Raw genomic sequence first — 14,291 nt, 5'->3', positions numbered from 1 at the left:
TGCTCCTTAGTCCAGGGAGGCGTAAACCCAGCCCGGGATGTCTTTGTCGAACAGAAGGTCAAGCTTGGCTTGTTCTTTTTCATAGGTATCCAATCGTTGTTGGAAGGCGGCCTCTGTCTCCTCTGTTTTTTTGATCGGTTTTTCGAGGTTTTTCCGCTTGGTTTTCGTACCCTGCGGTGGTGCGGGGTCGGGCAGTATGGTCGGGCCTTGGGCCAAAATAATACGGCCTTTGGTCTGCCAGTAGTCATGGTCTGTGCTGTGGTAATAATATTCCATGGCGGTGACCTGCTGGCCGGTTTTAAGCTGCTTGATGATAAAGGGTGACAGCGTTTTGGGTGGCATCCAATGGATGACTTGCGTGTTAGGGTTTAGATGCATTGTGCTTTGCATCATCATGCGTTCGCTGGCGTAGGTGCGCACATCGATTTCGTCTTGACCCACGGTGAAGTTGGATAAATGCACTGTGATCCGGATATCGCCGGGTTGGCTCTCGTTAAAGACAGGAGTGGACAGCCGTTCGATCTCGATACGGGGAGTAAACAGGCAGTTGGCGAGGGTGTTGTAGGCCAAGTGATCCTTTTCAGCATCGCGCAGGTGGTTGAACTTTTCATCGCCTTCCTGGTTGCTGAAGGGACCGTTGGCGGCCCAGTCTTCGAGGGGGGTATTGTTGCAGGCGTTGGCAATAATCACGCCGATAAGGACCACTCCCACGGCTACCCAGAGGTAAGGGACCAAAGCGGTAAAGGCGGCAATCTCTGTGCCTGCACCAAAAAGAGTCAGCCCCATTAGGCCAAAGCCGGCAGCGGCGATGCCATGGCCAACGGCGGCATCCTCGTCGTTTTCACCCAGCTCATCGAGCATATCCCACACAGAAACAGCGGCGCTGCCGAAGGATGCCACAGCGCCCAGCAAAGGCAAGAAAGTGATTTGGCGCCCCTTAGCGGTCTTAAGACCCGCCTCCGCGATTGTCTTACCCAATCCTTGTTTTTCGCCGAGTACCTGGGTGATCCCTTCCAAAGTGGCGTAGGCGGTGTCGAAAACAGCACTGGCAAATTCTGCTTGTTCCCGTCCTTCAGATACCTTTGTTCCTACCATCACTGACTGTAAATTCCAGAGCTCAAATGCCACCACCACCGGCGGCAGGGTTTTACGCAGGGCGCGCAGGGCAGAGGCCTGGATTTCGAAATTTTTTGCAACCTTGGCTTCAATATTGCTTAGTTTTGAAGTCAGGGGTGAGGTTTCGGGCACGGCGATGATATGGGCGCTTTGCCTGTAGATTTTGGTCCCTTGAGATAGTTTTAAGTCGCCAGACTGCATCTTTTTGATGTCGCTCAGGGTCCAGCCGCTGGTTGTGGACACGCCTTTGAATTTTGCCAGGTTGCTGAGGTTGTCGGTGGCGATGAGCTCGTTGGCTGCATCTAGAATTTTAAAGCTGTTCGGGCCATTTCTGGCTTTGTTAAGTGCTTTTTTGCCGGTTTCAAAAGCCTTGAGGGCGCGAATTTTGGTAATGCCAGCCTCGACGATTCTGTAGTTTTTGGGTACGCCGTTTATGTTTGAAAAGACGCGCATGCCTTTAAGGTCGTCGCTGGTCAGCTTGCCCAGTCGCGTCAGGGCCTTGAAGTCGAATTCAGCTGGCGATTCAAGGGCTTTTTTATACTGTTTGGCGAAATAGTGCATTAAATCGCTGATGCATTGGTTTGCAAACTGTGACAGGCGGCGTGATTCCTGACTGATAACGGCAGGGGTACGCAGGGTGCCGGCAATGGCGGCGGCAAAGGTAACGGGGCGAAATTCGCCCAGGCCGTCGTTTTCTGGGTCTTGTTTTTGTGTTTGGGCGGCACTTTCCACCGGGGATTGCTGTTCGGTGGGGAAAAGTTTAGCGTGCAGTGGATGGTCGGGTTTGAGCAACCTTTCCATATATTGACAGCCGGGGTCGTCTTCGTAGCTTACCCGGTCACGGTCGGCAGGCAGGGTGAGGGCACTGTCGATACTACAGGGATCGTTATTGAGTCCGGCGATCAGGCCCAGCATAGCTTGCCAGCTTTGAGTGTATTCGTAACCCTCAAGACTGAAAAAGTCGACTATTGCGGTATTGACATCAATAAAGTCTGACCGCGTGATGGGTGCACCGTTATGTTTGCCTTGCAGAAAGTCAACATGGGCTTCTTTTATTTTGCGAATATCAGCGCACAACTTCCTGCGTTTGTCGACTTCCAGCAGGGTTTCGAGTTTTTTCTTGTCGGTTTTGTCCCCGCATTTGCCGAAGATAGTTTTTTCCATTGTCGGTCCGTAGGTTGTGCCGCCCCAGTTGGTCACATGCTGCTTCACGGGTTTTGTGGCATTTTTTGGATCAAAAAAGAGTTTATAGGTCAGCACCGCGCTTTTGTAGAAGGGTTTTTTACTGATGCCTACCATCAGATCAGTAAGCTTTTCCTGACTTTTCTGATAGGCCATGGCGTTGGCCAACGCCACCCCCAGCGGATCCTGCAGGAACACCACCGGCATCCTGCTATGCTTGTGCAACTGCAGTGAGTAAATGTTGGCCGTGACCTTTTCGGCGCTTTGGATATTAAGCGTTTCGTTTTCGGTCAGAATCCATTCCTCCAGTTCCTGGGAAATATCCTGCATTCGCGCTTTTCTGTTTTCTGCCGTCTTTTCCGGAGAAAACTTGGGCATGGGGGTGCCGCTTTTCAGGCGCAGCTCAATGCTATTGTCGGGATCCATGCCGCCCATGGCATTGATGCGGGGCCAGCTCCATTGCACTTCGGAATAGGCGATTTCGATGGTTTGGCGTTGGTTGCCGATCTTCCAGGGAACGACGACCCGGCTGTCGGCTTCGCCGGTAGCGGGGCGGAAGTGCTGGCCCTGATAACGGCGGAGATTGACATCCTTAAGAAATCCACTGGGTAATATCTGCAATTCGCGCCAGAGATAACCATTGCGGTAGATGTACAGCCAGCCTTCGCGCAGTTCGGCGCCTTCGGTTTTGACCATGGCCGAGGTGGCGTAGCGTTTGGGAATGATGGGGACGGTGAAGTTGGCGTATTCTTCCGGTTTGGCAGGCCGCGGAGAATCGCCCGGAACGGTTTTTGTACGCCCGAGGGGGATGACGATGTATTCCTTATCCTCCGTTGCCTCTTCATCAAACTGGCTATCGTTGAGGACCAGTGAGAGGTGGTTGTGGCCGGACTTCAGGTTGCCGATCATCAGTTCACGATAGCGTTGCGGGTTCTCCCCGTCCAAATATTGAGCAAGCCGGTAGTGTTTGGTGGTGCTCATTCTTCTTCCCCCCGATGCAGGCCCTTGAGCAACGGCACCTCGTCTCCGGTTTGCCCGATATCGATACGGTCGGGCAGTTCGGTCCCTTCCACCTCCTCAACCTGTTCGGACTTTACCTCCATGGCCGGTGGCGCGCCGGGCTGCGAGAGGGGCATGGGGGCGGTGTTGGCGTTGTTGCTGACCATCATGTCGCCCTGGCGTACGGCGGGAATGCCTTCGATAAACACATTGGAGGAGCCGGAGACGAATTCGGCTTTTCCTTTAATGGTGCCGCTGCGGATGCCTTTACGGGTGCCGGGTTCGTCGCCGGTGCTCACAGCGAAGATTGATTTTTGGTGGCAGACGGGGTTGCCGTTGACGAATACGGTACTGGCTGTTTTGGCGGCGTCGGCGCTACGAGCAATGTTGGTGTAAGGGATGGGCACCACGGAAGAGCCGACCTTGGTCAGGCAGACGTCGACCGTTGTTAAAACCCCTCGGCTGCCGGCATGCACGGCGGTGCGGCCGTTTATCAGTACGTTGCCTTTCTTTTTGGGCATGGGACTGCCTCCTTGCATAGAATCGATAACGGAAAAGAAGTCCCCCTCATTCCCTTTTGTGCCGTTGCGCTTCAGCGGGCAGGTTCACTAAAGGGCGAGGATAATGGGTTTTGTCGGGCTTGATCCTAATGGCTATGTCACCTTACTTAAGCTCACAGCGCCACGCGAGGAGGTCGGATGGCAGGAGCATACCAGCAGATTGTCCGCCGTCGGGAATTCGAATTCGAACCGGGCGCACCCCAAAGCGAGGCCGAGGGGGAGGGCTGCGGCGCCGGTTTCGCCCAGGCTGATACCGGGGCGCAGGACTTCAAACTCTCGGGAGACGTTTTTTTGCCGCGGCCATACGGTTTCGACGACCTGGTGCCACTCCAGGGCTTCGGTCATTCTGTTGCCATAGGGGAGCACGATACCGTCGAGCTTGTTGGGTGAGATTCCGGTGTCCTGCAGGGCCGTCTTGATGGCGGCGGTCATGCCGGTCATCCGTTGGTCATGGGCCTTGCCGTGGTGGGGTTCCGGGGCGGTGTGCATGGCGTTTATCTGTCCCCAGCATTTTTGCGAGGGCTGATTTTCCATCACCAGGTAAGCGGCGCCCTCGCCGGGGATGACGCCCTCAATACCTCCCTTGGGCATGGCTTTCCTGCGGTAAACCAGTTCGGAGCAGGTCACCATATCGACCAGGGAATCGGCACCGCCGAACAGGATGGCCTGCCATTTTCCCTGTTGCAGTTCGATGCAGGTCTCCTGAAGAGAGTCGACGCAACCCCGGTCGACGGTGAGGAAGCGAAAACACGCGGAATTCAGTCGTGGGTGAGAGGAAGTAAGCGTTTCCTTTAGGTCCGCCAAGTCGAGGTTTTTGCCGCGCGGTGTTTCGGCAGACGGAATCAGGGTGAGAACCAGAATGTTCTCACCGGAGATTGTCTCAGAAAGTTTCTCAACGGCTTTGGTCAGGGCGATTTGGGCCAGGGCGGCAATGCGGTCATGAGGCATATCCAAACCTTCTAATCGGGATACGGGGGCGTACAGGATCGGGGCGCGGTCTTTTTGGCCCGGCAAAGGCGCGTCCAGACAATCATGGGTACGCGTGTCGGCGAGTTGGGTACCCACGGCGCCGAAGAGGGCGAAAGGTTCCGTGCCCGTTTGGCAGCAAAGGCCGATGCCGGTAATAAAAACAGGAGAAGAGGGCCGGGGTTGGTTGGTACTGCTTCTCGTTTGTGACGGGTTTCTGGAAGGCATCATGCCAGAGCCTCCGTTTGTTCTTTTTCCGCCTGTTCTTCGGCAACAAGGTCACGCAAAGTTACCAGGCCTTCTTCAGTGTGATTGTGCGACCAGGGGAGGGCACAGCGGAAAATAAGGTTGATTTCCCTTGGGTCGGTGTGGACGATCAAGGTGTCGCACGCAGCCTGAAACTCTGTAAATGTTTCGTTCATATCCAGGTGAATCCGGGGTTTTATCTCCGGCAGATGGATCAGGATATCCCGCGGGGCGTCGGCTACAAGCCCCTTAAGTTGCAGGGTCATTTCACCTTCAAAGGGCTGCTCGAAACGCTGATCCAGGGGAGCTGTGTTGTAGAGGCTTTCCGGTGGTTCCTTGCCCCAGGGGCAGCCACCGTATGTGATGGCCTCGGTGTCGATGTCCACTTTTGCGTTGCAGCGAGGTTCCCAGTGAGGAGCAATGGGGCCGTAGCCGGCGGGCGAAACCCGGCTGGCGGGGCTGGCGACGAAGCCGGGGCCGCATTCGATCCGGGGCAGGGATAAGCTCTTGGTGCGGAGTCCCCGCAAACTGAAACCGACCCCGGCGGGATTGGCGGTGCAGGTTTCCTCGGGATTTGCCGGGTCGGTACCGCCGTAGGCGTTTTCGTAAACCAAGGCTATGGGACCCTCGATCGGTTCCGGAGTGCTCGGCAGGGCGGTGAGCAACCTGCGTTTCCATGACCTGCAACCGAAAACTCGCAACTCCTTGCTCCAGAATGCGTCGTTTCTCTGCCGGAGGCTGACTTTGACCTGCAGCACCCTTTCGCCGGAACCGGCGGGATGGGCGCTGCCGTGCAGCAGAAGCTCGCCGCCTTGTTTGAATGGCACGATTTCGCTGGCGGCGACCAGACTGGAGGTCTCGGGATCGCCCCGGTAGCGATCGGTCTCCTCGATCGGCGCTTGGGGCAGGGGAGCAAGGATGCCTTCCTTATCGAAGGAGTAGCCCACCTTGAACACCAGGGTCTGCTGACGCTGCCGGTTGATCCCCCAGCCGGGATAGAGCCCGGCGGCCCAGTCGGTACGATTGTCAAGCTGAAGCATATTGATTCTCCATCGGAGGGGCTTCTGTCGACGTTTGCCGTATGGCTTGCAGACGCCGGAACTGAAGCGCTTTGCCTGTTACTCCCAGGGGCGAGCCGGTAATGAAAGACAGGAGATCGAGCAGATGGTCACTATAGCGTCCACCCCATGCGCGGCACTGTTGAAGAAGGTGGTCGGTGGAGAAAACCTCCCCCATAAGAAGACGCTGGCCTTCCTCCAGTTGCAGACGATGCTGCCACCAGTGTTCGATCGTATTAAGGGCTGGTGGCGCTTCGGACTCTCCTGCCGTCGGCACGACATGCAGCCGTGGCCCGGGCAAGAGACGCCTGCCGCTGACCCATTTCCAGGCGTCGACGGCTCCCGGTGGTATCTCTTCGCCCTGGCTGAGGTCTTTCAGTGTTTGCAGGGCCGGACCGGTGCCGTGCAGGGCAAGGAGTTCGGCGGCTGATTCCGGATGTTGTCCGCTGTAATGCTTGATGACGGGAATGATCTCCGGCAGAGCTATAATGGACCCCAGCCGCAACAGGTGGTAGAGATCGTCCGGGTTGGTCTCCGATTCGATGCAGCGCCATAGGGGCTTCGCGAGGTTTCGTTCGCCACGCAGCAGGCCCCCCCACAGGGCGGTGGCCAGCAGGTGGCCCGATTTTTCCGGTCGGGCTCCGCCGGACAACAGCCCCTGATAATAGGCGGTAAAGAGCTCAACGCCGATCTTGGGCTGGCTGGCGGCATAGCGCAGCGCGGCAATCTGCAGTTCGTTGTCGTGACCGCGCAACTCGGCGACACTGACCAGGCCCGCCGGCACCGGCCAGGATTGTTCCCGCCAGAGATCGAACAGCAGGGGCCGCAGCGTCTTGTCTTGTCGGTACAGGTCCAGAAGGCGCGCATCTTTCTCCGGCGGCGGCAGCAGGGCCAGCGCCTGGAATGCTCCCTGTCGGCCCGGCTCTGATTTCTGTAACAGGGACAAGGCCAACTCATAACCTTCTTGTTGCATTTCGGCCGACGGAGAAAGGAACCGGCTTACCAGATCAACGAAAAACTCGGCTTCCTTCGCGGGTTCCATCTCCAGCGGTGCGCAGCGGGACAGGACGTGAAGATGGGTCCAGAGCAGTTTTTCCTGCCGGGCCATCACATGGGCATCCACCAGGGCCGCCTGCTGCTGTTGGCAGCGCTGGCGATACAGGGCCAGGGCCGAATCATAATGGGTGGAGAGCAACGGCACGTTCATAATCAATTCAATTCGATGGTGGAGCCCTGCAGGCGCAAGCGGCCTTCCGCTAACCCTGTAATCTGTTGCCCATCGAGCTCGATGCGCCCGTCGGCATGGACCTCGATGCAGTTATCCCCGGCCTGCAGGCGCACGCTTTTGGGGGCTTCCACCAGCAGGCGGCCGTCCTTTTCCTCCAGGCGCGGTGCGGCGGCTTCACCCCCGGCGCGGAGCCGGCCGGCGACGACGATTCCTGTGGGGATACGAATTGTCAGTATCCGGTCCCCCTCCTTCAGGGCTTCCACATGGCTCAGGTGATCGGCCACTGGGCACGGGGTGCCGCCTAGCTCCACAACCATGGCTAGGCCATCCTCGACATCGAGGACGGTTGCAATCGCGGCATGGTCGATGGAGGCCGATTTGAACAACTCGCAGATATTTGATTTCATCGTTTTCTCCAAAACTTGGGTAAAAAGGCATTCCCGAGGTGGGTTTTGCCTGGAATTCAGACTATTCAGAACCTCTCTCCAATCCCTGCTTCTTTTCCTTTGTCAGTTTTTCCAGATCTTTATCCACGATGGAGAGTTATGAGAGGTGGGTTCAAAATCGGATATTCGCTCCGGTGGTAATCAATTGCAGGCGCGGTCCGCGTTTCAAACGTGTGAGTCGAAAATCCTTGATTTGAGCATTGGTCAGATCGATCCTGCCATCCAGGGTGACATTGTCCCAGGCAACGATGTTGGCCTTAAAATTATCACCGTCAATGATATTGAATTCACTGTTATAAACGGTAAGTTCCTCAATATATCCATCCCACATTCCGGTGTTATATAGTTGGCAGTTTGATATGGTAACCTTCGGCAATTTGGCTTCACAGAAATCGGTGTAGGTAAGATTGGCGTCCCTGATATAGATCTGGCCAATCATGGAATGGGCGAACGTTGTACCGAAGTTGCCGCCATTTATGGTAACGCTTTTTACCTTTGACCTGGCAATGGCGGTACCTCTGGTCATGTTGACGTCCTCGAATCGCATGCTGTTGGCGGTAAGGTCGTTGAATTTTACACCTCCCTCACCCTGCCGTACTCGTCTGAGGATGACGTCGGAGAAGTGGCTTCCGTAGAAATCAATTTCATCAAGTAGGCAATCTTCAAATAATATAGGTACGTGATTTTTCATCATTGAAAAAGAAATGCCCCCAAGGGAGCAATTTCTGATGATAAATTCACAACTTGAATCACCACCAGCACCCGTATCCCAATAACCCCCATCGATCTCCACCCTTCCGCCTTTAAGGTAAGCAATGCCTGTACGGTCAATTTTGCAATTTTTGAAGCAGACATTTGTCATTGTACTGCCGCTCAAACTGGTATCCGAAAATTCGCAATCCTCGAATACGACATCCGTCATGACAGCATCTTGCCATTTTCCACCAACAAATTTGCATTTTTTAAAAAGAACCTTTGTCAAATTTGTGTTATTGGCATTGACAGCAAACCACTCCACATTAATAAAGGTCGCTCCAACAAAAATAGCCCCTTGTATTTTTAGTTTTTCGGATTTTACATTGCGAAGCTCCACCGTGTGAGTTTGGGTATAGTCATTGAGCTTTTTTACATCTTTTGATAAATTCTCCCATTTACTTTCGAAATCATTTTGAAAAATATTCATAGCTAAAGAGTCTCCAGCAAAAATACCAACAAATATAGCTGTAATTACGAATAGTCTTATATAGATGCTGTAAATCATTGGTCAAGTTCCAAGTCTGTATTGTATTCAGGTTTGCATCTATCACGACGAAAACGAAATGATGGTATCTCACCAAACCTATTATGCCGCACAATCTGCCACTGGGAGGGATTTGGCCCAGTCTTCGAAAAATCGACTTCTTCACCTTTCCCGTCATAAATGCCTACCTGAATATTCCAGGAGGAACTGTAGTCGTAGTCCTCGAACCCCGGATGGGCCTTTTTCAGTTTCTCCCCATTGAACTTGATGGAGAGGAAAAATGCGTCATATTGCTGCGTGTTATTTGGACGCAACAATCGATTGAATTGAGCAGTAAAGGCAATGCGTACAATGCCGTTGCTTGAGGATGTGTTTGAGTTCACTGGCTTTAGAGTGCCACCGTCAATTGGATACAAGGTCACGTTGTCTATCAAAGAGTCCTTAACCTTCTGGTTTAATTTCGAATGAATCTTCTCCCAATGCGGCTTCATCTCGAAGGTGTTGCCACCTGACATTCGAAAAAATTCCCAGAACCCGCCCTCCGTCACCACGTCGATATAGTCGCAGGCTACGCAGAAGCGGGGCTTCGCGTTGTTGTTGCCACTTTTCACCAGGGCAATGGCTCCCTCGGTTGTTATCCGGCTGCCCGCGGGCAATTCCATCCCCCAGCCGACCATTTCCCCTTCGCGATTTTGCTTGGAGAGCGGGCCGGTGCTGGCGGAAACCAGTACCTTGATTTTATTGTCCCAGCAGAGCGCCTTGGCTTCGTCGCTTTCGGGGTGATATCCCCGGGTTTTGAGGTGCTGGGGAAAATATTCCCAACTGTCAGGCGTATCGAACTGCGGATAGGATCCATGACGGACCTTTCGGCTGGATACGAACTCGCATCGGTATAATCCGACCCGGTGGGAGTGTCCGCCGAGGGTGAGGGTGAAGCGGCTCTTTCCGACCCAGTCTCCGTGAAAGGTCGGGCGGTTTGCCTTGATGGTTCCATGGTCACATTTTGAATAGCTGTTATTGACGGCCTGCACTTCCCCAACGGTACTCAAGGGTTTATCCAGAGCGTAGTTCACTACGGTGAAGTGGCTACAGAGGATGTTGTCTTGGCTGTTTTGCTGCAACGCGGTTTCGACCAGGTTTTTTTGGGCCTCGTCGACACTCTCGGCGGCTCGGGGAAGATGGCCGCCTTGGTCCAATCCGGGCAAGGGGGTGGGGTTCCACATATAGTCTTCGCCGTCCCCCCACCCCAGTCCGATAAGGGTTTGCGTCTTGTAGGTCTGCCAATAGTCGGTCAAGGGGGTGAAGAGGGTATATAACCAGTCGAAATTGCGTGGCCTGAAGTTCATCCGACCGAGAAGGCCGCCGCTAAAGGTGGCCCCGGCCCCGGAGACGGCGTCAGGGATAAGCAGTTTGTAAGCGGGGCCGTACAAAAGGATGGCTTCGTACAACGTGAGGTTGTGGTCCATCGGAATCCCTTCGTTGGCGCGCTTTTTTCCAAGACGTGGAGATATGCCATAAGGGTATTCGTAGGCTTCGTGATTGCCGCTGACGATAAAGACGGGTTTCTTGCGCCTGGTGTAAAAATCGACGAGGATGCTGTAGACGGTCAGCCCGTCGATCCCACAGGGGAATTCCTCGTTGCGGTCCTCTACGGCCTGTACATCCTCGACGTACATTGCCTCCCATAATTCTCCTGTAGAGCCGGGTTTGCTGGTCTTGGATGTGCGTTTGAATCTGGGATCATAGTTGTGTAGATGATCGTACAGATCGCCTGTGATCACGATGACGTCCACTTCGTTGGCCTGTCCGTTTTCATCCGGTTTGCCGCCGAAGCTGTGGAGCAGATCGAAAAAGTTTTCGGTGTTGTTGTTGGCCATGTCGCCGATGGGAGGGGAAACGGAGTCGTCGGCACCGGGGATGACGGTGGCGCCTCTGCCCTTGTAAGTGGCCTGTTTGGAGGACACGTGGACATCGGAGAGATGACCGATAGTGAGTTTGTCTTTGCCGGCCGGCGCGACCCAGATAGGGTGATGGTTCATGATGGGGGTAACGGAATCGGGGGTTAGTTCCACCCCGGATTCCGTTACTTTAAAGGCGTATTCGGGCCCCTCTTTTCCGGCGTACCTATAATAATTATTCTGAATATACTCCCGGGCAATCCGGTCCTGTATGTCAAGATATTTGGGTTGGATGTCGACTTTATGGGGGGTGTGGTTTCTCAGCACCCAGTAGCTGTCATAGAGCTCACCGGGGTCAAGTTTCAGGTTGTGCAGATCTATCTGGAACAGATAGCGCAAACCGTCGTTACTAAAGTATTTGTGCAGATCTTTGCCGGCACCTTTGTTTCCTTCGTCCTTTTCACGAAAGGCGCTTAATTGATTTAGGAGGCTTTGACGTATGTTGGCAACGTGTTTTCCGTCGGCGTTTTTGATTTTGCGATCAAGCTTCCCCAGATAGGTGCAGACGATGTCCTTTTCGGCGACCTTGAGTGGCTGATCATCCTGGCTGAGGTTCTGTTTGAACTCTCTGGCTTGCTCCCAGGCGACCAATTTGAGATGCTGGCGGATAGTTGCGGCGACGCGCAAACCGCCTGTGGCGTATTCGTTGCGCTGTCCGCCATTGTCGTCCAGAAAGGTCTGGCGAAATGTGCTGTCAGTTACGATAATCAGACTCACCGGCCCTTGCTCCTCAACGATCAGGGGACAGCCAAGGGAGGGATGTAATATTATCGCCGGATAAATGAGCATCTTGGCGGTGAAGTCTGTTTGGCCCTTGCTGCCCAGTGTGCACGTGGCCATATCCTTGGTTTCAACGGTTTTCTCTTCTGTACTCATAACCTGTCAATCCTCGCCTATATTCAGCTTGATATCCTTGATGCCGAACTGAAAACATCTGTTGATGTGGACTCCGCTTATTTGTATGACATGATCTTTGATGACCCCGGTGCGCTCATCACCCATATCGCTCAGAAACCGCCAGGGCCGTCCTTTGAGTTTCTGAAAATGTCCGTCCAGTTCGTTGCCGTAAAAGTCTTCAAGGAGGATAGTGATGGCGTCCGAGGGTTGTTCCGAGGCCAAATCGGAGATCGCTTTGGCCGTTAGCACCTCCGCCACGCCCGTCGCCGGCACCGCGTCGGGCGCGGTAACCTCCTTACTGATCGGTCCGTAGAAGTTGATCGCATCGGCGCTGAGGCTGATCTCGTCGCCGTATAGAGTGATGTCGCCGTTGGGGGCCATGCGGAAGCCGCCGCCGTTTTGCTCGAAGACGATTTCGCCTTTGCCGTCCCCTTCGATGGTGATCGCCTGCTCGGCCTGGACGGTGAGGCTGCCGCTGTCGATGTGGATGAGGGCGTCCTGTTCCCTGACCTGGATGCGGGTGCTCTCGGTGATGTCGAGACGCATGTCCTGGCCGGCGGTAAGCTCGGTGTTCTGGCCGGATTCCATCTGGATATGCTCGGCGGCGCTGATGTCGCCGTCGGTGTTGGCCTGGTGGTGCACTTCCTTTTTGTTGGTGGTGGTGCCGTGGCGGTTTTCGATCTGTTGGAGCCGATTGTTGCTGACGGTTTCGGTGAGGGTGTCGCCGGAGTGCGTGGCCATGGTCTTTTTGGCATAGCATTCCATCTGCCCCTGGCTGCTGACCAGGTTGACCCGGTGACCGAGCACATCGGCGTTGAGATGCAGCATGTTGTGCCCGTTGAAGGTACACAGGCTGATGGCGGATTTATCCCGCCAGTCGTCCATGGTCAGATCGTTGCCGCCGGCGGTGAGCAGACGGTTCTGATGGGCGTTTTCTTCAGTGACTACGGAGCGGCGTGCGGGGTTGGCCAGGGTGCCGACGAGCATGGGGCGGTCGGGGTCGTTGTTGAGGCAGCTGATCAGCACTTCGTTAGCGTCGTGCAGCGGCAGATGCCAGCCGGCGGGCAGGGTCTCGCTGGGGCTGGCGTAGGGCTGCAACCGTCGCACTGAGGCGGAGGCTTCGGCATGAGCAGCGCTGTTACTGTCGGGATACTGACGGTAGTTGTAACGGCCGGCAGAGTCGAGTTGCGCAAGTTCGTCGCGGCTTTCGATGCGGGCGGAAAAGATCAGGGGAAGCTCGCCGACGGGTTTGATCTCGGGTCGCCAGGGCGTTTCGCGACGGACGAGCACGGCGGTGTTGGTGTAGGGGCTGTCGGCCTGGCCTGTCAGGCCGAGTCCGCCGTATTGTCGGGCCGTGTGCTCAACGGAGACGATGAGGTAGTCGCCGCCGAGGGTGCAGCTGTAACCGCTGGTGTCGAGACGGATGATGGCCCCGGCCCGCAGGTCGGCGGCGTGGGTGCGGATGCTGAGGGTCTGGCGGATGCAGTTGGAGCGCTGGGCGCGGATCACGGCTTCGTGTTTGGCTTCTTCTTCGTTGGCGAGTCCGCTGCCGAAGTTGACGGCGCTGGTGCCGGCGGCGTCCCGGGCAGGGGCGTTGGCCTGATCGGAGGCACGCCCGGACAAAATGGGATGCTCGGGGGCGTTTTCATGAACGTCATGCACCCAGTGGCGGGCGGGAACCATCTCGGCTCGGTCGATGATGCCGAGCATGCCGACTTTGCCCGGCCCTTTGTCGGTTTCCATCCCGGCGTTGGGTGTGTATGTCAGCAATTCTCGCGCCAGCATGGGGCAGCGGTTGGTGGTGTCGGCGATGTGGAGGATTTCGTGGTCGTCCGCGGCGTCGGTCCAGATGAACATCCCCTGTCGGCCGGTCAGGCGCAGGAGAAAGTCGAGGTCGTTTTCCTGCGCCTGCAAGGTGGAAGGGCGGACAGGGTACTGCCGGGCCAGCTCCAAGCGCAGGGCGTTTTCGTCGATGCCGTTGCGGCACAGGGTCTGGCGCACGATAGCGGGCAGGGTTTCGGAGAGGATCAGGCGGCTGTCGGTGCGCAGCTGCAGCAGCGCCAGGCGGGATGCCACGCTGAGGCAGACGATGCTGCGCCCGTCCGCCAGGTCCGTTTCGACCCTGGCTTCGGTGAGTATGCCGTTGAGCCGGCGCTCGTAGCCGTCGGGCGCGGTCATGAAAAGAGAGACCGGCGCGCCCAGACAATCCAGCAGCGCAGCGAAACTGTCGGCCAGCACGCTGACGTCGAAGGCAAAGGGGCGGTTCAGCTCTTCTTTGCCGCTCAGGCCCAGCACGGAAAACCCGGCATCGCCGAGTTCCAGATGCAGGCGCGACTGTCTGGCGGAAAGGCTCATGGTTTTCTCCTGTTGTATGCGCTCAAGAAGGTATGTCCGC

Annotated in this window: 9 protein-coding genes and 1 pseudogene; all 10 read right to left on the bottom strand. The window is 55.8% G+C overall.

Annotated features, from left to right (window positions below; translation table 11 throughout):
- Nucleotides 1-6: 6 nt before the first annotated feature.
- The 10 genes and pseudogenes from PCAR_RS15335 to PCAR_RS15295 all read right to left on the bottom strand — a co-directional run bounded on the left by PCAR_RS15335 (nucleotide 7) and on the right by PCAR_RS15295 (nucleotide 14,251).
- Complete coding sequence (locus tag PCAR_RS15335) at nucleotides 7-2,733, bottom strand: hypothetical protein (RefSeq protein WP_148204363.1); 2,727 nt, start codon at nucleotides 2,731-2,733, stop codon at nucleotides 7-9.
- A 9-nt stretch (nucleotides 2,734-2,742) separates the two neighbouring features.
- Nucleotides 2,743-2,994 (bottom strand): annotated as a pseudogene (locus PCAR_RS19295) (toxin VasX); the annotation flags it as partial.
- Between the two features lie 281 nt (nucleotides 2,995-3,275).
- Nucleotides 3,276-3,818 (bottom strand): DUF4150 domain-containing protein, encoded by a 543-nt coding sequence (locus tag PCAR_RS15330; protein ID WP_011342610.1) that lies wholly within the window; start codon nucleotides 3,816-3,818, stop codon nucleotides 3,276-3,278.
- 132 nt (nucleotides 3,819-3,950) lie between these two features.
- Nucleotides 3,951-5,054 (bottom strand): hypothetical protein, encoded by a 1,104-nt coding sequence (locus PCAR_RS15325; protein ID WP_011342609.1) that lies wholly within the window; start codon nucleotides 5,052-5,054, stop codon nucleotides 3,951-3,953.
- The gene (locus PCAR_RS18105; RefSeq protein WP_011342608.1) at nucleotides 5,051-6,109 is read right to left on the bottom strand and encodes a DUF2169 family type VI secretion system accessory protein; all 1,059 of its coding nucleotides are present in this window, start codon (nucleotides 6,107-6,109) and stop codon (nucleotides 5,051-5,053) included. Before PCAR_RS18105 ends, PCAR_RS15325 begins: the two co-directional genes overlap by 4 nt.
- Nucleotides 6,096-7,334, bottom strand: coding sequence for a hypothetical protein (locus PCAR_RS15315; protein ID WP_011342607.1), 1,239 nt, complete (start codon nucleotides 7,332-7,334; stop codon nucleotides 6,096-6,098). Before PCAR_RS15315 ends, PCAR_RS18105 begins: the two co-directional genes overlap by 14 nt.
- 2 nt (nucleotides 7,335-7,336) lie before the next feature.
- A complete protein-coding gene (locus PCAR_RS15310; protein WP_011342606.1) occupies nucleotides 7,337-7,762 on the bottom strand; it encodes a hypothetical protein in 426 nt (141 codons plus the stop codon).
- Nucleotides 7,763-7,913: 151 nt separating this feature from the next.
- On the bottom strand, nucleotides 7,914-9,062 hold the full coding sequence (locus tag PCAR_RS15305; RefSeq protein ID WP_081425100.1) for a pentapeptide repeat-containing protein: 1,149 nt from the start codon (nucleotides 9,060-9,062) through the stop codon (nucleotides 7,914-7,916).
- The gene (locus PCAR_RS15300; protein WP_011342604.1) at nucleotides 9,059-11,875 is read right to left on the bottom strand and encodes a metallophosphoesterase; all 2,817 of its coding nucleotides are present in this window, start codon (nucleotides 11,873-11,875) and stop codon (nucleotides 9,059-9,061) included. Before PCAR_RS15300 ends, PCAR_RS15305 begins: the two co-directional genes overlap by 4 nt.
- Before the next feature lie 6 nt (nucleotides 11,876-11,881).
- Nucleotides 11,882-14,251, bottom strand: a complete 2,370-nt coding sequence (locus tag PCAR_RS15295; protein ID WP_011342603.1) for a type VI secretion system Vgr family protein — start codon at nucleotides 14,249-14,251, stop codon at nucleotides 11,882-11,884.
- Nucleotides 14,252-14,291 lie beyond the last annotated feature (40 nt).

Origin of the sequence: Syntrophotalea carbinolica DSM 2380 (assembly GCF_000012885.1) — a bacterium.
GTDB lineage: Bacteria > Desulfobacterota > Desulfuromonadia > Desulfuromonadales > Syntrophotaleaceae > Syntrophotalea > Syntrophotalea carbinolica.
This window is presented reverse-complemented; position numbering and strand designations above follow the sequence as displayed.